The sequence below is a fragment of the Bradyrhizobium nivariense genome (genome assembly GCF_029846695.2).
Lineage (GTDB): Bacteria > Pseudomonadota > Alphaproteobacteria > Rhizobiales > Xanthobacteraceae > Bradyrhizobium.
The window spans coordinates 64,718-84,753 of record NZ_JARWCR020000027.1; the positions used below are offsets into that span (position 1 = coordinate 64,718).

General features: G+C 62.7%; 18 protein-coding genes and 1 tRNA gene. 6 read left to right on the forward strand and 13 right to left on the reverse strand.

Going from position 1 to position 20,036, the window contains the following annotated elements; genetic code table 11:
• Positions 1 to 19 precede the first annotated feature (19 nt).
• Together QCM77_RS22425 and QCM77_RS22430 are read right to left on the reverse strand one after the other, a co-directional pair.
• The gene (locus tag QCM77_RS22425; protein ID WP_279684907.1) at positions 20 to 2,062 is read right to left on the reverse strand and encodes an acetoacetate--CoA ligase; all 2,043 of its coding nucleotides are present in this window, start codon (positions 2,060 to 2,062) and stop codon (positions 20 to 22) included.
• A 214-nt stretch (positions 2,063 to 2,276) separates the two neighbouring features.
• Positions 2,277 to 2,504 (reverse strand): hypothetical protein, encoded by a 228-nt coding sequence (locus QCM77_RS22430; RefSeq protein WP_279663672.1) that lies wholly within the window; start codon positions 2,502 to 2,504, stop codon positions 2,277 to 2,279.
• 330 nt (positions 2,505 to 2,834) lie between these two features.
• Between QCM77_RS22430 and QCM77_RS22435 the strand changes: the two genes are divergently transcribed.
• A complete protein-coding gene (locus QCM77_RS22435; RefSeq protein WP_279684909.1) occupies positions 2,835 to 3,944 on the forward strand; it encodes an AI-2E family transporter in 1,110 nt (369 codons plus the stop codon).
• Between the two features lie 145 nt (positions 3,945 to 4,089).
• Complete coding sequence (locus tag QCM77_RS22440) at positions 4,090 to 4,482, forward strand: NUDIX hydrolase (protein ID WP_279663670.1); 393 nt, start codon at positions 4,090 to 4,092, stop codon at positions 4,480 to 4,482.
• Between the two features lies 1 nt (position 4,483).
• Here the strand turns inward: QCM77_RS22440 and QCM77_RS22445 are convergent, their stop codons facing one another.
• The 5 genes from QCM77_RS22445 to QCM77_RS22465 all read right to left on the reverse strand — a co-directional run bounded on the left by QCM77_RS22445 (position 4,484) and on the right by QCM77_RS22465 (position 6,990).
• A complete protein-coding gene (locus QCM77_RS22445) occupies positions 4,484 to 4,774 on the reverse strand; it encodes a hypothetical protein (protein WP_279684911.1) in 291 nt (96 codons plus the stop codon).
• Between the two features lie 205 nt (positions 4,775 to 4,979).
• On the reverse strand, positions 4,980 to 5,219 hold the full coding sequence (locus QCM77_RS22450) for a hypothetical protein (RefSeq protein WP_279663668.1): 240 nt from the start codon (positions 5,217 to 5,219) through the stop codon (positions 4,980 to 4,982).
• 138 nt (positions 5,220 to 5,357) lie between these two features.
• Entirely contained in the window at positions 5,358 to 5,588 is a 231-nt protein-coding gene (locus QCM77_RS22455; RefSeq protein ID WP_279663667.1) for a type II toxin-antitoxin system HicB family antitoxin, read from the reverse strand.
• 343 nt (positions 5,589 to 5,931) lie between these two features.
• Positions 5,932 to 6,174 carry a hypothetical protein gene (locus tag QCM77_RS22460; protein ID WP_279663665.1) on the reverse strand — a complete coding sequence of 81 codons (243 nt, stop codon included), beginning with the start codon at positions 6,172 to 6,174 and terminating at the stop codon, positions 5,932 to 5,934.
• Between the two features lie 645 nt (positions 6,175 to 6,819).
• Positions 6,820 to 6,990 carry a hypothetical protein gene (locus QCM77_RS22465; protein WP_279663664.1) on the reverse strand — a complete coding sequence of 57 codons (171 nt, stop codon included), beginning with the start codon at positions 6,988 to 6,990 and terminating at the stop codon, positions 6,820 to 6,822.
• A gap of 524 nt (positions 6,991 to 7,514) precedes the next feature.
• On the opposite strand from QCM77_RS22465, the gene QCM77_RS22470 reads away from it, so the two are divergent.
• Positions 7,515 to 8,183, forward strand: a complete 669-nt coding sequence (locus QCM77_RS22470; RefSeq protein WP_279684913.1) for a hypothetical protein — start codon at positions 7,515 to 7,517, stop codon at positions 8,181 to 8,183.
• A 624-nt stretch (positions 8,184 to 8,807) separates the two neighbouring features.
• Here QCM77_RS22470 and QCM77_RS22475 read toward each other — a convergent pair.
• On the reverse strand, positions 8,808 to 8,990 hold the full coding sequence (locus QCM77_RS22475; RefSeq protein WP_279684915.1) for a hypothetical protein: 183 nt from the start codon (positions 8,988 to 8,990) through the stop codon (positions 8,808 to 8,810).
• Between the two features lie 428 nt (positions 8,991 to 9,418).
• Positions 9,419 to 9,577 (reverse strand): hypothetical protein, encoded by a 159-nt coding sequence (locus QCM77_RS22480; RefSeq protein WP_279684917.1) that lies wholly within the window; start codon positions 9,575 to 9,577, stop codon positions 9,419 to 9,421.
• Between the two features lie 2,325 nt (positions 9,578 to 11,902).
• Between QCM77_RS22480 and QCM77_RS22485 the strand changes: the two genes are divergently transcribed.
• Positions 11,903 to 12,391 carry a hypothetical protein gene (locus tag QCM77_RS22485; RefSeq protein WP_279684918.1) on the forward strand — a complete coding sequence of 163 codons (489 nt, stop codon included), beginning with the start codon at positions 11,903 to 11,905 and terminating at the stop codon, positions 12,389 to 12,391.
• Positions 12,384 to 13,616 carry an HlyD family secretion protein gene (locus tag QCM77_RS22490; RefSeq protein WP_279669384.1) on the forward strand — a complete coding sequence of 411 codons (1,233 nt, stop codon included), beginning with the start codon at positions 12,384 to 12,386 and terminating at the stop codon, positions 13,614 to 13,616. Before QCM77_RS22485 ends, QCM77_RS22490 begins: the two co-directional genes overlap by 8 nt.
• Positions 13,617 to 13,916: 300 nt before the next feature.
• Here QCM77_RS22490 and QCM77_RS22495 read toward each other — a convergent pair.
• The 3 genes from QCM77_RS22495 to QCM77_RS22505 form a co-directional block, all read right to left on the reverse strand.
• A tRNA-Lys gene (locus QCM77_RS22495) sits at positions 13,917 to 13,992 on the reverse strand.
• 293 nt (positions 13,993 to 14,285) lie between these two features.
• Positions 14,286 to 16,955: a glycosyltransferase gene (locus QCM77_RS22500; protein ID WP_279684921.1), complete on the reverse strand. Its 2,670-nt coding sequence runs from the start codon at positions 16,953 to 16,955 to the stop codon at positions 14,286 to 14,288.
• A gap of 208 nt (positions 16,956 to 17,163) precedes the next feature.
• The gene (locus tag QCM77_RS22505) at positions 17,164 to 17,754 is read right to left on the reverse strand and encodes a beta-1-3, beta-1-6-glucan biosynthesis protein (protein WP_279684931.1); all 591 of its coding nucleotides are present in this window, start codon (positions 17,752 to 17,754) and stop codon (positions 17,164 to 17,166) included.
• A 229-nt stretch (positions 17,755 to 17,983) separates the two neighbouring features.
• Between QCM77_RS22505 and QCM77_RS22510 the strand changes: the two genes are divergently transcribed.
• Positions 17,984 to 19,648: a glycoside hydrolase family 17 protein gene (locus QCM77_RS22510; RefSeq protein ID WP_279684922.1), complete on the forward strand. Its 1,665-nt coding sequence runs from the start codon at positions 17,984 to 17,986 to the stop codon at positions 19,646 to 19,648.
• On the opposite strand, the gene QCM77_RS22515 is transcribed toward QCM77_RS22510, so the two are convergent.
• Positions 19,608 to 19,988, reverse strand: coding sequence for a hypothetical protein (locus QCM77_RS22515; RefSeq protein WP_279684924.1), 381 nt, complete (start codon positions 19,986 to 19,988; stop codon positions 19,608 to 19,610). The two genes, QCM77_RS22510 and QCM77_RS22515, sit on opposite strands and share 41 nt — an antisense overlap.
• Positions 19,989 to 20,036 lie beyond the last annotated feature (48 nt).

The window sequence follows — 20,036 nt, forward strand, 5'->3', positions numbered from 1 at the left end:
CAATTGGGCCGATCTCCCCTCAAGCCTCGGTCCGCGCCAGATAGTCGCGCGCGAAGGCGAGATACCAGTCGAGGCAGGCGGGATTGGCCATCGCCTCCCTGTTGATGACCTTCTTGACGGGCTGGCCGAGCAGCAGCTTCTTGATCGGCAGCTCCTGCTTCTTGCCCGAGAGCGTGCGCGGAATCTCGGCGACGGCAAAAATTTCGTTGGGCAGGAATCGGCGGGAGAGGCCGGCCTCGATCGCCTTGTTGATCCTCGCCTGCATCGCGCCGTCGAAGGCGACGCCTTCGCGTAGCACGACGAACAGCGGCATGTAGCTGTCACGGCCGAGATATTCGAGATCGACGACGAGGGAATCGAGCACCTCCGGCAAGGCTTCGATCGCGGAGTAGAGTTCGCTCGTGCCCATGCGCAGGCCGTGCCGGTTGATGGTGGCATCGCTGCGTCCATAGATGATGCAGGAGCCGTCCGGGTTGACCTTGAGCCAGTCGCCGTGCCGCCACACCGGCCCGCGGCCGCTGCCGTCGAAATTGTCCGGGTAGGTCTCGAAATAGCTCGCGCGATAGCACGCATCGCCCTTGTCGTTCCAGAAATAGAGCGGCATCGACGGCATCGGCTCGGTGCAGACGAGCTCGCCGACCTCGTCGGTGACGGCGTGGCCCTGTTCGCTGAAGGCTTCCACGGCAGCACCCAGCAGACGGCACTGCATCGCGCCCGGCGTCTGCGGCAGTTCGCGATTGCCGCCAATAAAGGCGCCGGCGAAATCGGTGCCGCCGGAGATGTTGGCCCACCAGATATCAGCCTGCGCCTTGCTGCCGTTGGTCTTCGAGAGCGCCGCGAAGCGGTCGTTGAACCAGGCTTGCGTGTCGGCGCTCAGCGGAGAGCCGGTCGAGCCGAGACAACGCAATCGCGAGAGATCGCCGGCTGCGAGATCGACCTCGGCCTTGGCGCAGTTCGCAAAAAATGCCGCGCCCGCACCGAAGAAGGTCGCTTTCGATTGTGCCACGAAGCGCCACAGCGTGGTCCAGTCCGGCTTGTCCTTGGGCCCGCCGGGACTGCCGTCGAAAATGCAGCAGGTGGTGCCGCTGAGCAGGCCGCCGACTTGCGAATTCCACATGATCCAGCCGGTCGAGCTGTACCAGTGATAGCGCTCGCCGAACGAGTTTGGGTGATAGGAGCAGCCGAGATCGTTGTGCAGGCCCAGCAACGCCAGCACCACGATGACGATGCCGCCATGGCCGTGCACGATCGGTTTCGGCAGGCCGGTGGTGCCGCTGGAATAGACGATCCAGAGCGGATGATCGAACGGCAGCCAGGCCGGCTCGAACGCGTCGATCGCAGCACCCGTCGTTGCGACGATATCGGAGAGCAGGGCGTCCGGCGCTGCGGGCGCGGCCTCGCTGTGCAGGATGACGTGCTCGACCGTCGGCAGCGATCGCCGCAGCTCGGCGAGGACGTCTTTGCGATCGTGCCGGCGGCCGGCATAGGTGACTGCGTCGCAGGCGATCAGCACTTTCGGTTCGATCTGCTTGAAGCGGTCGATCACGGCGGGCGCAGCCATGTCGGGCGCGCAGACGCTCCAGACCGCGCCGATGCTGGCGCTCGCCAGGAATGCGATAATCGTCTCGGGGATGTTGGGCAGATAGGCGGCGATGCGGTCGCCGGGCTTGATGCCTTTTTCTTTCAGATGCAGGGCGAGGGCAGCCGCCTTGCGCCGCAGCTCCGGCCAGCTCGTCTCGCCAAGCCTGCCGTCCTCTCCACAGCTGACGATCGCGGGCAGGCCGGCGGCGTCGGCCGCGTCCACATGGCGGAACACCTGCCGGGCATAGTTGACCTTGGCGCCGGGAAACCAGACCGCGCCGGGCATCTTGCGCTCGGTAATGACGGCCTGGAACGGCGTCGGCGATTGCAGATCGTAATAGTCCCAGATGCTGTGCCAGAAGCCGTCGAGATCGCGCACCGACCATTGCCGCATGTCCTCGTAGCTGGCGAAGGTGAGGCCGCGCTGCTCGGCGAGCCAATTGCGGTAGAGGGCGATCTGAGGGACGAACGATGCGGTCATTGCGTATCGACTTCAGTTGCAGGGAAGGGGAGTTTATCTGCTGCCGCAGCGGACCAGAAGCCGCAGTTCTCGCTGGGCGCAATGACGGGGTGTAAGCGCTCGCGCTACGACGAGCCACGTAGCCGGGATGAGCGAAGAACATTCGGGATATCTGGCGCGACTGTCCCCGGTATCGCTTCGCTCCCAGGCTAGGGCTGAGAAACGTCGTTTCAGCCTACCATCCGGCTCCGGCCCAGCGCCTTCCGAACACCGGCGGCTTGGTCTTTACCGCTTCCCAGCCGAAGAAATGATGCTTGCCGGACCATGTGTGCACCACGCCGCTACAGATGCTGCACTTGAAGCTGCCGGAATGCGCTTCGGTGTGCTCCTCGCGGGTCGCGGTGTAGTTCATGCTGCAACCCGCGCAGGTGAATTCTTCGATCGTCCAGATGCTGTTGGCCATTGCACCGAAAGTGGTTTGGGGGACCTCGATGGGAGCGTAGGTGCATGCCTTTGCATCGGCGTAAACCGGTCGGCCGAAATCCGGTTAATCGTCGTTAGCCAAACCCGACCTTCGGTTGCAGGTCTTGCAGGTTTTTCCCGATATGTGCCGCGCCCGTCAGCCCAAGCCACTCCGCCGACAGGTCCAAGCGCGTTCCTGATCCGGCAGCTAGATTTCACGCCTAATCGCCGGGCTCGGGCCGGCCCCGTCGTCTTGACGCCGGATGCGCGGCTGGCAATAACGCTGGACCGCGCAAGTGCCGGAACCCGCGTCAATGCCGCAAGGAAAGCCGTGCCCGTGAAAAGTCTCCGTCAGCTCCTGACGGGCGAGGACATCATCCAGCTCGTGATCCGGCTCGGCCTGCTCGGCCTGCTGATCATCTGGACCTTCCTGATCATCCGTCCCTTCGTGCCGATCCTGGCCTGGAGCGGCGTACTCGCTGTCGCGTTCTACCCGGCCTTCAGCTGGGTCGCCAAGATCCTCGGCGGCCGGCCCAAGACCGCAGCGGCGATCCTGACCCTGATCACGCTCGGCATCGTCATCGGCCCGGCGACCTGGCTCGGCATCAGTGCCGTCGACGGCGTGCGCGAGCTGGCGCGCCAGCTCGGCACCGGCGACCTCGCGCTTCAGTCGGCGCCGGAGCAGCTCAAATCGTGGCCGCTCGTTGGTCCCTGGCTCTACGACCTCTGGGAGCAGGCCTACAACAACATCCGCGCTGTGCTGCGCGAGGTGGCGCCGTATCTCCAGCCGCTGGCGGGACCGCTATTGTCGCTCGCGGGCGATGCCGGCGTCGGCACGCTCCAGTTCCTGGTCTCGGTGTTCGTCGCCGGATTCCTGTTTCCGCACGGGCCGCGGCTGGTTGCCGCCGGCCGCGGCTTCCTGTTTCGCATCGTGCCCGAGCAGAGCGAGCATTTCCTGGGGCTCGCGGGCGCGACCATCCGCGCCGTGGCGCAGGGCGTGATCGGCGTCGCGATCGTGCAGGCGCTGCTGGCCGGCATCGGCTTCAAGCTCGCCGCCGTGCCGAGCGCCGGCCTGCTCGCCTTCATCGTGCTGCTGCTCTCGATCGTGCAGATCGGCGCCTTCCTGGTGCTGCTGCCGGTGATCATCTGGATCTGGACCGCCAAGGACGTCACCACGGCGCTGCTGCTCACCGTCTTTCTTGTCCTCGTCGGCTTCCTCGACACCATGTTGAAGCCGCTCGTGATGGGGCGCGGCCTGACCACGCCGACCATCGTGATCTTCGTCGGTGTGATCGGCGGCACGCTCGCCCACGGCATCGTCGGCCTGTTTATCGGGCCGATCATCCTGTCCGTGGCCTGGGAGATGATGATGGCCTGGATCAGGACGGAGGACCGGGCAGAGGCGGGGGCAAAAGCGGGAGAAAGAGCAGGCGAGGCCTGATCTCGCGCCTCGAACGGCGCGATCGGCCTGCCGTGTCCCACCAGACCTGACGGCCTCGCTGGCTGTGATCAAGATGCGTCCCGAACTTGTCTATTCGACTAGACAAGTTACCATTGGCTCGATTCTGTTTTCGATTACGGCGGAAATGGCGAAGTCGTCCAAGCTGGTAGCCGCCAAGCGCGGCAAGGTATTGTTGGTCAGACGCCGGTCGGACGGCCTCTGGATGTTCCCCGGCGGCCGCAAGCGTGCGCGCGAGTCCGACAAGGACTGCCTGCGGCGGGAGATCAAGGAAGAGCTGCCCAGGCTGAAGCTCGGCCGGATCAGCCTCTGGAAGGAAGTGACGGCCAGGAACAAGCGCTCCGGCCGCAAGATGAGCGACGCGATCTTCATCGCCAAGGGCGCCAAAGGCAGGCTCGCGATCGGCGACAAGAACGAGATCGACCGCGCCGCCTGGCAGAAGCCGCGCGGCATCCGCCTGACACCGACCTCGCGTTACATCCGCGACAGGCTGTTTCCGAGGAAGCCGCGGCGGGGCTAAGCTAGTCCTCGTCCTCTGCCGATGCCTGCTGCGTCCGTCCGGCGTATGAGCGCGAAACATTGGCACGCGCTTGCGGCGCGGATGCCTTGGCCATTTCGGTTTCGCGCTGCTCCTTGCGGGCCTTGCGCGCGCGCTTCATGGCCTGCTTGACCTGAGGGTTCGGCGAGTCCTCCGCGAAGAACAGCACCACCTCGCAACTCGGACATTGCCTGGAATAGCCGTCCTGCAACCGTCCGGCGCGGTCGCGGAAGACGGTCTTGCAGCGCGTCCACTGAATCTGGACGAAACTCATGCGCGGTCGACAATGACTGATGGAAATGGATCGTCAGGTGAGCCCAAATGTCTGAAGAAAGCTTGAATGCGCCCGGGACTTCACCGGCAGGTCCTGCCTCTGCCGACGCTGCGCTGGCGGTGCTCGCAAAAGCCCGCGCAGCCAAGTGTGATCGGTCCGCCGCGACGGGCGGCAGGCCGAGGTCGTCAAACCGCTTGATCAGCCGCTATTGCTTGGCCGCGATCGTGTCCAGGCAATGGTTGAGATAAACGGTGCGATCCCTGGGCAGCACCTTCTCGAGATCCGCCTTCAGCGCGCATTCGCGCTGCCGCATCTGCTCGGCCCGCCGCTTCTCGGCTGCCTCGCGATATTCGGGAGCAACCTTGTTGGGGTCGACCAGCGCCTGCGCGCGGGCGGGAGCCGTCACGGCGAGTGCAATGGCGGTGATGATAATGAGCTGTTTCAAATGAGCCTCCGTAAAACGAGGCATCCTAGCGCGCGGCGTCGAAACGCTCAAACCGGCTAGCGGTATTCCGTTCTAGCGGCGGCCCTACACAGATCGGGCGACGAGTGAAGTTCTTCGCGATGGCGTCGTCGATAGAGCTTAGCCGGCCGCCGCTCGTCGCAGGTGTGGGGGAACGGGGATGGGACGATGATCTTCCTCGGCAGCCTCGATCCAACATGCGATTGCGTCCTGCACATTCTGCACCGCTTCGAATTCGGTCGCGCCGTCGGACATGCAGCCGGGAAGGTCAGGTACGGTCGCAACGAAGCCGCCGCCGTCTTCCTCCGAAAGCGGCTCGATGATGATCTTGTAGTGAGGACGCTCGTCCATGTGGTCTCAATCTCGCAGGAACGCTACCAGCTTCTTGATATATATCGGCTTAATGGGCCGCTTGAAAGGCACAGTCAGGATTTCAACCTTTCCAGGCTTGGAAATCTTGTAGTGCGAGCCTCCGCCGCGCGGTGGGGAGCCTTTGCGCCATGCAGGGCGCAAATCGTCTCCACATCCTGGATGCGCCACCCGGCCGTGTTGCGCTCCATATCGTCCAAGGTAACGCGGCTCACGGCTCACCTCCACTCTCGAAAGAAGCGAGGCGGTTGTGACTGCCCCTCCACGGGATCATTGCCGAGGGCGGAGCTGGTTCGACGACCTGAAGTTGATCGCGTGAAGTCCGTCACTTCGGGACGTGGTCGATCTTGTGCCCGAGATGCCCGGTGTCGTGATCGCGACGCAACTGGCTCAGGGACGTCTCGTTCAACTGATGCAAGACCTCGCTGAGTTCGGTCGTATCCGGATAACCGGCCGCAAAACCCTTGCCGTAGATCTTGCGCAAGGTACCGACCAGCGTGTTGCCGTGCTTCTTGCTGATCGCGCCATCCTTGTCCCGATGGCGACTATCCAGGCCCGTTTCCTTCATGGCTTTCTCCCTGAGCGGCGTCTGCGCGCCTGGAGAGAGCGTGCTCCCAAACAAGTTGATTGGCAACGGTGTGACGCGCGGGAGCGGAGCGTCGGTTCGCGCTTCGATCTCTTGGCTGTGAAGCTGGGTCGGATTGCGGTGGGACGGCCGGCGTATCACATGAGCCCGAGCGGTTGCTCGTTGGAGCCGATACGATGCGCTCTGTTTTGGCCGTGGGCCTCTTGATCGTCCTGTGCGCGTCTGCAAACGCCGCAACGGTGCATCACGCGCGTGCGCGCGGTGCAGCGGCACGCCATCCTCCGGTCGATCGTTCTGGTACCGAAGTGAACTCCCGCGCACGCTTCGCGGTTCCCGGCTGGAGCGATGAAGCAACGCGGCGCTGGCTCGATAACGCCTCGTCCAACGCCGGCCGGGGCGGATAGCCACAGGGCGTGGATAGATCGGCCGAGCCGTGTGAAGCGGTTCACACGCGATTGTCGAGGCCGCTGCTATGAAGGCCTCATTGCTTTACCGATTGATATTTCGAAAACGCCCCGGCGCCCCACCAGGCGCCGGGGTTTTCATGTCGATCACCGCCACGGCCAGAGCGCGCGAAGCGCGATCGGATGGGCGGGTGCTTTCTGAAAAGCGCCGAAGGCGGCGCGACTAAGCGGCTTGCTCCTCAAACGAGGTGTAGACTTGGCCACCTGGATCAACCACCTGAACGTCCCAGCACCCGTCGGCGATCAGCTCTTTGGCTTTCTTGAGGGCGGCGGTGAGGGACAGCCGCTTGAGACTGACGACGCCTGCCGTGTCGAAACCGTTGATCTCAAACATGCCGCTCCTCCTGTTTTGCTGAATCCTACACTTTTTGAGCGGGTTGTCTCCCGGCTTTTGGGACGGGACGCTTGGAACATTTTTGCACCAGCGACGAGGCGTCCTATACCCGGCGCATGATCAGGCGCTGGCCAAAAATGCGAAAACAACCCCATGCACAGTAGCTAAGTCCTGCTGGCACAATGCCTTCTTGCATCCGGCGGAAACGCCGTTTGACGCGTCGGGCAAAACAGTGGCATTCTGCCATCTTCGGAAAATCCGCTGCGGAGAAAAATTGCCTTCCCGGCCTCGGGGGAGGGGCGTTTGCAGCTGCGAGAGCATGGGCACTTGAGCATTCGAGTCATCGCCATCGCATAGCCCCGTAATCGACCGGGGTGGCCGGGCATGCCAGGCGGCCAGGCCGCTAACGTGAAATTAAGCGGAAAAGCCCATAATTTTTGGCAGTTGTAAGCGGGTGCTGCGTAGAGGACTCGTCGCGAGGACGTTCCAGCGTCGGCTTCCTTTTGCTCGCTCATTTGAGGTCAATGCACGTGACCACGACATCCGAAGCGCAAGGCCTTGTCGAACAACTCGACCCTGCAGCACTTGCAGCGGCAATCGCGGCACACGAACCCGCAGCCCCGGAAGCTCCAGTACCGCTCAAGCGGTCCAGCCGGAAATCGGTCCTGGCACTGTCGGTGTGTGCCCTAGCCATCAATGGCTCGGCCGCCATCTACACATCGCCGTCCGGCTTTCCATCGCTGCATGTCAGCAGTCTGGCTGAACTGCTACCGCGGCATGAGGTTTCCGCGCCAAAACCGGATCCGGTTGTCGCGGCCTTGAAGGATATTCAGTCGGCCCAGCAGCAACACACGGCTTCGCTGCAGGAGAGCAACCACGCATTGCAGCAAAATGCGGCTGTGCTGCAGGGGGATTCGATGGTGCTGCTTTCTCTGCGACAGAGCATCACGGACGAACGGGTCGATGTGAAGAAGATATCTTCGCAGCTGTCCACGCTCATCGCGAAGATCGACACGCTGCAAAGTGCAATGATGTCGGACGTCACGTCCTCCATTCGAAGAGCGCATGCTCGCTACGGACTGTCCGCAGCGATGCGCAAGCGGATCGCGCGGCAGTCGAAATCTATAGGGCCGGTTTCAGTTGGAGGAGCGCCGCTGAGCACGCCGGTTACTGTTTCAGCTCCGGAAAGCTGAGGATAGGTCAAGCAAATCACTTGGTGACTTCGGAGCGGCCTCGTGGAAAAATCCTGGTGCGATTTGCGGCCAGAGAGGGTTATCTGATTGCTAAAGCGCGATGAGATGAGGATGAATCATCATCGCGCTTTAGGTTGTTGTTTGAGCATGATCTTTTCGGAAAACCGCTTCGCACTTTTCCGGATCATGCTTTAGCGGCATCACGTCGACGGAGCAGAGGGCTTGCCCCCGCGAGCTCCCAGCTCGTCTGCCTTGCCAGAGTCAATGAATTGCTGGGCCGCTTCCTTCGTCGGGAAAGTAATCAGGCCATTCCCGACAACGCCTCCTTCAAGAAGCTCGGCCACTGCATATTTGCCGCCAATCGAGGGGCAAGTTGTCCAACCGATCCGCTTTTTCACGTTCCGACCTTTCACAATCGACCGAAAAATCCAGTGTCCTGATTCCCCTTCGCGATGCAGAAATGGCCCCAGTCAGGAATTAAACATGCGCCCAGAACAGCGCTGGAGCGATCGTGCAGTGGGCTTACCTCCGATTTTCCGAGTGTCCGAACTTCCCGAAAAGACCGTCCGAAGGGCAGCCTCGCCTCATCGGCTCGCTGGAAAAGGCGCCCCCAGCCATGGGCCTTCATCCTGTGCGCTTCCCCCCGTCCGCGATCGCGCGTTCAACTTCTGAGGCGAGCACAGTCATGTGGTCAGCCAGCTTTGTGAAAAGCTCTCGTTTCTTCGGATCGGTTGCGAGGTCTCGGATCAGCGCGCACTCTGCCGCATCCTTGCGAAGCTTTTCCAACTGAGCCTGCATGTCTTTCATTGCAGCTTACTCAGTTCCCGCCGATGGAACCCTATAGCCAATGTGCGGAAGCGAACAGTGTTGATTGCCGGTTTTTCCTAGTCTCAGGACGCTTGGCCTTCCCCAAGGTCCGAGCACCTCCAGCGGCCCCGGCCTCCACACCTCAGAAGCCCCCCATGGCCGGGGCCGTCTTTGCCCCCGCCGGACCTCGGTGCCGCGTCTGCCGCAGGCGGCGCAGATGAAGAGTCGGTGCAATAGATCAGGACGCCGCGCACGCCATCTCGCGCATCTCGCCGAACGTGATCTTTTGGGGCCGCATGGCGACATCAAAGCGGCACTCCGCGCGGCTGGCAAATTATCGAAAGGTAGGAGGCCGGAACAGCGCCGAGCTACTGCTGGTCGCGAGCTACTGCTGGTCGTAGGTGTGGACAAGGACCGCTGGAGGGGCCTTATCCTCCTGGAGCTTTATCCTCTTGGAGACGGTCCCGATCATCCGTCTTTGCGGGGATCAAATCTTCCAGCCGCTTTAGCCCAGCCGCTTTAAAGAGACCGAGAACAATGACGATCGTCATCAACACGGTCCCGATCAGTGCCAGCAGCGTCCACATGGTATGATCTCCATGTACGCCCCGCTGATAAACTCAGGTGATCAGGTCGCGGTTCCCAAAATGCGGCGAGAGGCCGTCCTACTTGGTACTGGCCTAACTCGACAGTCATTTCGGGAAATTAGGACACTCGGAAAATCGGAGGTAAATCCATTGCACGGTAGCTCGCGTGTTGTCATGGACGCATAATATTCTTGGGCCGTTGCGAAGCCTCGAACGGTCCGGTGCCTCGACCTCAGCTTCCAGCCAGCCTCGGAGTTGGGGCCGATTTTTGCGAGGCGGCCGCAATTCACTTCCTAATTGCCGAATTTAAACGGCCCCAACCGGGGGGCCGCCAACCCGAATGAGACGGGTTTTCTTCCAGCAGTCGGGGGGGCGCCTTTCGGCTGGAAGCTTCGAATCAGACGCTCGGCCAAGCCGATTGTTCCATAGCCTTGGGAGCTGGCGTTCCTTTCTTTTGCTGCCGCTTCAAGCGAATTTAGGACACTCCCAAATTCAGCTTAGGACACCACGGGGTTAGACTACGGACTGCACCCGCCGTCTTATGAGAACAGAAGCAGGCGTGGTGGGCAGTGACGGGCTCGAACCCGCCGACATCCTGCCTGTAAGCCGGGCTCTACCAGATGAGCTAACCGGCCCATGTCGCGCATCCTGCGCCGAGCGAGCCTGCATGTCCGCAACAGGGGTTGGGCTGCCGCTTTGGCATCGGCATAGCGGCGTTCATCGGCAATGCTTCTTTTTTCTTTTGGAATTTCGTGACAGTGCACTCAACCCGAAAGACTGGCTCCGTGCTTGGCCGAGTTGAATGCACTATCACCGCAATCCGAAAAAGTACCGCATCAGCCTCGCCTGGTTGATCTGTGGCGACCTGAAGGGGCTCGCTCGAACGATCGTCGCGAGGCGAGCATGAAGCGCCGCCGCAGAACCAACAGGAAGCGCGACCGGCAGCGGCTGATGACGCATCGCCGTCGGCTGAGGCAGTGACGAAACCGGGGCGCGGGGCTATGCTCCGCGCTCTACTTCAGCGTGATAGTTGGGATTCCGCAGAATGATTAGGCCGATTTTATTTGCTTCCGTTGCTCTGGTTCTGGTCGGCGGCGCTGTACAGGCTCAGCAGGGCGCGCCTCGCAACCCTCAAAAATTGGAAAGATGCCAGCAGCTCGCTACCGAACGTGGTTTTTCGAGTGCGGGCGGAAGAGCAAAGGGACAAGGGCACGCGAAGCGGGAGTTTGTCATGGCCTGCATGCACGGAAAGCAAAGCTGAGCAAGCGCTTTTATCGAGGGGCCATCTTCGGACGGCCCGCCGTTCACGCTGGCGGGCCTTTCCCTCTTTGCAGTCCGCGAGAGCCGGGAACAACCGGCAATCGGGCGGCGTTCGCCTCCAGCTCCGGGCAGTGTCTCGGAGCGGACGCGTAGAACTTCCGGCCTCAGGACTCATCCTCTGGGGCCGGCTTTTTGCCACAATGCAAGACTTTGCGGCGACGGCCGGTTCTCGCTGGCGGCCCCTCAATGGTCGGGAACAAGTGGCAATATTCGCATTTGATAAGGAAAGGTTGACCAGTGTACGCTTAGATTGTGCTGACCTCCGTTGACCTACTGCTGGTGTGGGCGGACGCATGGATCGAGACCTGAAAGAGTTTCGCCGGCTAGAGCGGATATGTCTTGCTCAAGCCGAGCTTGCCACGATGAAATGCGAGCGGGCGGGGTTGCTCGAGGTGGCCCGTGATTGTCGGCAGGCGGCAGCCAAATTGGAAGGTCGGACCATGCGGAACCTCAACAGCCCTGTCGCGTGGTCGATAGCTGTGATTGCTCTAATCCTGTTCGGGACATTCTATCTTCCCTGGTGAACTAGCCCATCAAGTTCAGACCTCCACAAGGCGGCCGTGCCCCGGTCAACAGGTTAGGCGCGAGCCGCCGTCCCGCGACGTCGTCCCAGTAGAAATAAATTACGGTGACAGTCACCGTAATTCCGGAGAGCTGAAGATGGGTCAAGCAAAACACTTGGGACAGGCAGAACTTCGTCGTGTTGGCTGCAACAGCGGACGCGTCGACGGCAACTGGAATGCCGCGTCACGCACGGCAATGGAGCTCCTGAACAAAATACGCGGGAATGCATGTGCTCCACCGGCTGAGCTATGCGCTCCCATGTCCGCTGGGGGCTTTAAGATCGATCGCCATCGGGGTTAGCGTGAGGTCCGCCCACTCCTACCGACCCCGACCCTTGCGAGGTTGGCGCTGCAAAGCCTGCTTGCCAAGTATCTTCATTATGCGAGTATGCAGGCGCCAAGTTCAGTCTTAACTTTGCCCCGGCAATCGGAGGAGAGGTGCGTGAGCGACCTGCATCCGGCTGCGCCCCATCATCTACCGGGCTTCATCACCGCTCCAGGTGACACCGATACTATTATGGTGGTTGTTGGCGTTATTCTTGTCGGCGCCGTTCTGATGGTCGGCAACTTCTATTTGCACCTGCACACGATGCCGGAGCGGATGGCCCACAAGTCGCAGAAGTTTCAGTTTGAAATAGTGGCCGTGCTGGGACTGCTGGCGCTGTTCACGCACAACCACTTGTTCTGGGTGATCGGCCTGTTCCTTGCCATGATCGACCTGCCCGACTTCAGCACGCCGCTGCGGAAGATCGCTGGGTCAGTCGAAAAAATGGCCGGTGTTGCACCGGAGCCGGATGCTCCCGAAGCGCCGGACCATGCTGCCCCTCGCGCGGCTAACGTGTCAGACGAGGTGAAGACCAGCGTTGCCGTGGACGAGATCAGGAGCAGGATCGAGCAAGATCTCAAGCGGGGAGCGCCGGGCGATGCTTGAACTTCTCCTCTGCGCCACCTTCACGATCCTGCCGGATTATCTCTACCGGCGCTATCGGCAGGGCAAGCGCTTCGGGCACGAAATCACGCTCTACTCGGTCTGGTTCGAATTGCGATTTGGCATCATCGCCTGCCTGATGCTGACGGTCTCGCTGATCACGATGATCTTCTACTTTCATCCGTCCACCACATCGGCGACGTTGTTCTATCGGACCGTTCCAATAGTGTCCGAGGTCACTGGTCGGGTCGCGGAGGTTCACGTCGATGTCAGCGCGACTGTCAAGCGAGGCGACGTGCTTTTCAGACTCGACAGCGCCAAGCAGGAAGCCTCGCTCCTGACGGCCAAGCGCAAAATCGCCGAAGTCGATGCCGCCATGCTGGCGGCGCAAACCGATATTATGAAGGCGGCAGGTCAGCTTCAGGAAGCCAAGGGCTCGCTGCAGCAGGCAACGGACGAACTCGACACCAAGAGCGAGTTGCAGAAGCGCAACCCCGGCATCGTTCCGCAACGCGACATCGAAAAGCTACAAGTCGCGGTCGCGGGTCGCCAAGGCGCCCTCGATGCCGCGACCGCTTCCAGAGAATCCGCGATGACGCGGCTGAACGCTTTGCTGCCGGCGGAAAAGGCAAGCGCAGAGGCGTCGCTGGCCGAAGCACAGGTCGATCTGGACAAGACCTATATTCGCGCCGGTGTCGACGGGCGGGTCGAGCAGTTCGGGCTGAGGCCGGGTGATATCGTCAATCCCATGATTCGATCGGCCGGCGTTCTGATCCCGGAAGGCGCGGGACGCCGGGCTCTCATGGCCGGGTTTGGGCAAATCGAGGCTCAGGTGATGAAGGTCGGAATGGTGGCCGAAGCCACCTGCATTTCCAAGCCGTGGACGGTCATTCCGATGGTGGTGACCAGCGTGCAAGACTACATCGCGGCGGGCCAGTTCAGGGGTGGCGAACAACTGATCGAGGCGCAGCAGGTCGCCCGCCCTGGCACCATTCTCGTTTTCATGGAGCCGATCTACAAGGGCGGGCTGGAGGGCGTGACGCCTGGCAGTAGTTGTATCGCTAATGCCTACACAAGTAATCACGATGTGATTGAGGCGAAAGAGACGGGCGCCCTCAAGCGCTTTGCGCTGCACGCCGTCGACGCGACCGGCGTCGTGCACGCCATGCTGCTGCGCATCCAGGCGCTGGTGCTGCCGATAAAGACGTTGGTGCTGAGCGGGCATTGAAGCCCGTAACGACCGCGACATGATCGTGACCGCTGCGGCCTGTGGTTGTCTCGGCGTGCTCTATGGCGTCGGCACTAGTTCCGGCCCGAACAGCGCAACGATGCTCGGACTCTCTTACGGCATCATTGGAATCTTGGTCGGCATACCGGTCTCCGCGTCGATCAACATCACTCGCCCCCTTTGGCAGTAGCTATGCCGAAGGGCCGGAGCGCAGAAATTGCGGACGCCGGACAGTGCTTCGGTGTGCTCACCGAAATCTTTGGTTCGAAATGTCGAAGTTGAAATTTTCGATCTTATCAGTGGTGAGCGCGCTGGGGCTCGAACCCAGGACCCCGTGATTAAAAGTCACGTGCTCTACCGGCTGAGCTACGCGCTCCCATGGCCGCTGATGGCTTTGAAGATATCGCCATCGTCTTCGGACATTCGAGAAGCATGTCTTGCCGCGACGCCCAAACTAGTGTCGCGGGGAAAACCGGCTGTTTCCGGATCATGCTTTCGGCTCGCGCTGTGTAGGGGGATGGGGCGCTGAGGTCAATAGCGGGGGCGGCTGCCGAAACTCGCGGCAGGAGCGGGAATTTACTCGCGGTATCCGCAGCTTAAGCCGGGATTTTCAACCCGATTGGCGAGCTGTCGTCCACGCCGAAGAGCGAGGATGGTTTGCCGCTGCGCTCAGCTCGTCTCCCGCCGGACCTCGTTCGGCACCGGCAACGGCTGCGGTGTGCCGGCGGGGGTCGGCAGCGCGACCGGGCGGAGGCCGATCAGCTCGGCGGTGCGGATCGCGCTGTCGCGCCAGAACTGGAACGAGTTGATGCGGCTGAGCTCGAGGATGGCGATGGCGACCGCGGCCAGGAACGGCAGGCTCTGGAGCACCAGCACGCCGGCGAAGATGTAGATCTCGGTGATCTGGCGATAGCTGTTGGAGGCAACCAGCACGCCGGCGCCGATCAGGAGCAGGGCGCCGATCACGGCCTCCCAGAACGCCTGGAACTCGATCGACATCCGGGACAGGCCGCCCTTGGAGGTGCGCGCGAACGCGATGTGCTCGGTGATCAGTCCTTGCGCCACCGCGCGCGACACCGTCCACTGCACGCTCATCGCCGCGATCATGGCGCCCAGCATCTGGCCCGGCTTGATCGCGACGCGCGCACGGTACATCGACAAAAAGTGCGCGAGCGAGACGATGAAGGCGCCGATGATCGGCAGCGTCAAGATCTTGTCGGGGATGGCGATGTCGGCGAAGGCGACGATCGGCACCCAGACGAGGTTGAGCAGCGCCACGACCACGCCGAGGCTTTCGGCACCTAACCAGTTCAGCCAGCCGAGGCCATATTCGCGCTTCTGGTCGGGCGTCAGCCGGCTCCGTCCGGGCAGGAAGTTCCGCCAGTGCTTCTTGACGATCTGGAGGCCGCCATAGGCCCAGCGGTGACGCTGCTTCTTGAAGGCCTCGTAGGTATCGGGCAGCAGGCCCTGGCCGTAGCGGTGGTTGGTGTAATGGGTGGTCCAGCCGAGCTGCTGAATCGAAAGGCCGAGATCGGAGTCCTCGCAGATCGTGTCGGACGACCAGCCGCCGGCCATGTCCATCGCCGCGCGGCGGATCAGGCACATCGTGCCGTGCACGATGATGGCGTTGGTCTCGTTGCGCTGGACCATGCCGATGTCGAAGAAGCCGGCATATTCGCCGTTCATGATGTAGTGCATGATCGACAAATCGCCGTCGCGATGCTCCTGCGGCGCCTGCACCAGACCGACGCTCGCATCGGCGAACGCCGGCACGAGGTCCTTCAGCCAGTCGGGATCGACGACGTAGTCGGCATCGAGGATGCCGATGATCTCGGCATCGACGGCGGTGCGGTCCATCGCGATGCGCAGCGCGCCGGCCTTGAAGCCCTGCACCTTCTCGGCATTGATGAACTTGAAGCGTTCACCGAGCGTGCGGCAATGGTCCTGGATCGGCTGCCAGAAGGCAGGATCCGGCGTGTTGTTGATGATGACGACGCATTCGTAGTTCGGGTAGTTCAGCCGCGACAGCGCATCGAGCGTCTGCTTGAGCATCTCGACCGGCTCGAAATAAGCCGGGATGTGGATCGAGACTTTTGGAAAGTAATTCTCCGGAACGCTCTCGACCGGCTTGCCCTTCGTGAGCAGCCGCTGCGGCGACCGGCCGAACGCGACGGCCGCGATCTCGTCGATGCGCGCCATCGCTATGAGGACGAGGGGAACGAGCAGGATCATGCCGAGCGTGAGCGCGAAGGCCGAGCCGAAGATGAAATAGTGCCCGTTCCAGAACGCGAACACGGTGGCGGCCCAGGCGCCGACACCATTGGCGGTGGCCGACAGCAGGAACGCCTGCTTCGCCGTCGGCTGTTCCAGCCGCAGGATCGGCAGCGACAGCAGGATTCCGACCAGGAGCGCTACACCCATCAGCTTCCAATAGTCGGGATTCTCCACCGGCCCGGTCCAGGCGAATTTCGGCTCGCGGCTGGCGTTGAGGATGCCCCAGTACGGACCGACGCCGCCCTCGAAGTATTTCCAGGGCTGATCGATCGCCTCGACGATGTTGTATTCCATGCCGATGGCATCGGCGCGGCTGACGAAGTTGCGCAAGGTCAGGGCCTGCTGGAACGGACCCGGGTCGGCGTTGCGCAAATTGTAGCCCGCGCTCGGCCAGCCGAACTCGGCGATCACGATGCGCTTGCCGGGGAACAGGTTACGCAACAAATTGTAGCGGTCGACAGCCTGGTCGACCGCCTGGTCCGAGCGGAAGTTTTCCCAGTAAGGCAGCACGTGGGCGGCGATGAAGTCGACGTTGGAGCCGAGGTCGGGGTTGTCGCGCCAGATGTTCCAGATCTCACCGGTCGTCACGGGCACGCGGACCGCGCCCTTGACCTTCTTGATCATCTCGATGAGGTCTTCGACCTTCTGCTCGCCCCGGTAGATCACCTCGTTGCCAACGACGACGCCGTTGACGTTGCTGTTCTTGCGGGCGAGCTCGATGGCGGCCTTGATCTCGCGCTCGTTGCGATCCGGGTCCTTGTCGATCCAGGCGCCGACCGTGACCTTGATGCCGAATTCGGCGGCGATTGGCGGCACCAACTCGTTGCCTTCCGTCGCCGAGTAGGAGCGGATGGCACGCGAGATGGTGGAGAGCTTTTTCATGTCGGCGCGAATCTTGTCGGGATCGACATTGCTGTCGACGACATGGCCGGGTTCGAACGGAGTGTAGGAAAGGCTCGGCAACAGGCCCTTGAAGTCAGGCGCGGGTTCCTTGTCGCGCAGGACTCCCCAGAGGCCGGCGTGGAGCACGGACACGAGCAACAGAACGGCGGCGACAACGCGCATCGCGGCTAAACCAAAAGGGGCTGAGGTGGCAGGGAAGCGGATCCGACCCCGAGATCCGACCGAGTCCGCGGCAAATGGAGCATACCTCTGCCGCGCGGTTTCACAACTGTCATGGCCTCATGACGGTATGAGGGCATTTCGAAATACGCGGCAGTGCCAACCGCTTCTATCGCCAATCGTTCCTGAACGCAGGCTGAAACAATCGCGGCTATTTCGGGGGCGCCGGTGACGGGCTTGCCGCCGGCGAGGGGCTCGCGGCCGGCTGCGGCTGCGCATTGCCGGCGGTCGGCGCGGCGGGCTGCGAGGGCGCGGCCGCCGCCTGCTGCGGCTGCGACGCCGGGTTGATCCAGCAGGCGTGCACACGGCTGTCCAGGGTCTCGGCGACCTTGGGATCGATCTGGCCGCCGAAGCGGGTCAGGCAGCGGAAGGCGGCCTGGATGTGGCCGCCGGGGCAACCGAAACGGTCGTAGAGGTCGAGATGGCGGAATGCGGTATCGAGGTCATCCCGCCACATCAGCCGCACCACGCGCCGGCCGAGCCAGACGCATTCGGGGTTGCCGGCCGGGCCGCTGATGACCTGGGCTGCTTCGGCGAACTCGTCGGTGCGGCGCTGGTTCTGGGCGGCATCCTTGGCGGCGTCGGCGGGCTGGGCGGCTGCCTTGCTCTGGTCCGGGGCGGGCGTGCCGCTCTGGGCGGAGGCGGCACCGATACCGATCAGGATGACAAGGGAGGAGACGGCCAAGGTGGCGGCGGACTGCCGCAGGACCGCATTTCGTAACTCGAACACCCGCTGCCGCATAAATTCCCCAATATATCCGCTGACCGTCCGCATCAGGACCTCGCGGACGCGCCGGTGATGGCGTCCAAATGGGTCTCCAATGCGGCGGAAAAGTCCCGCAAAATCCCATGGCCTGAATTTCGAATTTTGTCCAGCAAAGTCACGATCCTAGGCCTCTGGCGAACGGCCGCAGGTAAATTCCTCAGGGGGAGGGATGGATCCGTACCGGAGTCACCCCCCCCCTTGGCAGATGGCGTGCGAGCAGGTAATCGACGGCCCTTCGCGGAGGACGGAACCGATTTCTCTTCGTACGCCACTGGCGCTTCTGCTCGTTTCACTGGGTGCGATCGCTGCCGTGTGGTGGTGGCTTGCCACGCCGATCACGCTCGCGCGCGCCCCGATCGACCCCGCCGACAAGGTCCAGTGCGTCTCCTACGCGCCGTTCCGCGGCGAGCAGTCGCCGCTGGACGCATGGACCCATATCGAGGCCGACCAGATCGAGCAGGACCTGCGCCAGCTCAAGGAGATCACCGACTGCGTCCGCACCTATTCGATGGAGAACGGCCTCGACCAGGTGCCGGCGATCGCCGCCAGGATCGGCGGGCTGAAGGTGCTCCAGGGCATCTGGCTCTCCAGCAACCGCACCAAGAATTTTGAGCAGGCCGCGCTCGCGATCCGCCTGACGAAGGATTTCCCCGGCATCATCACCAGCCTCGTCGTCGGCAACGAGGTGCTGCTGCGCGGCGAGATGACGACGGCGGACCTCGTCTCCATCATCCGCTCGGTGAAGGCGCAGGTCAGCGTGCCCGTGACTTATGCCGATGTCTGGGAGTTCTGGCTGAGGAATCGCGAGGTCTATGAGGCCGTCGACTTCGTCACGATCCACATCCTGCCCTATTGGGAAGACAATCCGGTGCGCGCGAAATTCGCGGCCGCCCATGTCGAGGCGATCCGCGAGCGGATGGCGGTGGCGTTCCCCGGCAAGGAAATCCTGATCGGCGAAACCGGCTGGCCGAGCGAAGGGCGCATGCGCGATGGCGCGCTGCCGTCGCGTACCAACCAGGCGCGGGTCGTCTCCGAAATCCTGGGCCTCGCGAAAGCGCAGAAATTCCGCGTCAATCTGATCGAGTCCTACGACCAGCCGTGGAAGCGCAGGCTGGAAGGCACCGTCGGCGGCTATTGGGGCCTGTATGACTCGGTGCGCCGCAGCCTGAAATATCCGCCGGGCGAGCCGATCAGCAATTTCCCGTACTGGAAATGGTACATGGGCGCCGGCATGGGCCTCTGCGTGCTGGTGTTCGCGGTCGCCGGCCTGACGTTGCGGCGCAGGCCCTGGACGCCGCGCTTCTCGGCCTGGCTCGGTGTGGCGATCTCGGCGACCTCGGCGGGGACCCTGCTCGGGATCGGTGCCGACAAGGTGTACTACGAGAGCTACGGCATCGGCGGTTGGCTGCTGTGGGGCACGCTGCTCGCGGCCGGCATCCTGTCGCCGATCTTCTGCGCGCAGGCGATGGTGATCGGCCGCAGCCTTCCGACCTTCCTCGATCTGCTGGGTCCGCGCGAGGGCCGGAAATGGTCGAAGCTCACCGCCGTGCTCGGCCTGACGCTGGCGGCGTCCGCGGTGATCGCGGCGCAGACCGCGCTCGCTTTCGTGTTCGACCCGCGCTACCGCGACTTCCCCTACGCCGCGCTGACGATGGCGGTGGTGCCGTTCGCGCTGTTGATGGCGAACCGGCCGCAGATCGGCCAGCGTCCGATCGCGGAGTCGGTATTCGCCGGCGTGCTGACGCTGTCGGCCGCGTACGTGCTCGTCAACGAGGGCCGCGACAATTGGCAGTCGCTGTGGACCTGCGCGATCTATCTGCTGTTCGCGCTCACGCTGTGGCGGGCGCGGGCCGAGCAAATCCAAGAATGAACAGGCCGATCGCCAGGCCCGACAGCACGACATTGTAGAGCACGATGCCGAGGCCGGCGACGATGATGCCGACGGTCAGGAGCACGATCGACGGCCGCATCAGGTTCAGCGTCGCCACCACCAGCGCGACGATGCCGAACACCGAATTCTTGAACAGCACGGTCGAGACCGAGCGCGCCTTGCAGATCAGGGTCTGGAGCCCGGCGTCGCAGGCGAGCCCGACCTGCGAGTTTTCGATTCCGAGGTAGCGCAGATAGAGCGCATAGCCGACGCTGGCGAAGCCGACGACGATCAGGAACTGCACCTGGTAGGGCGAGAGGCGGAAGGGCTTTTTTGTCATGGGCGCAATATGGTCGGGATGGAGGGAGCGGGCAACAGGGGAGGTGTA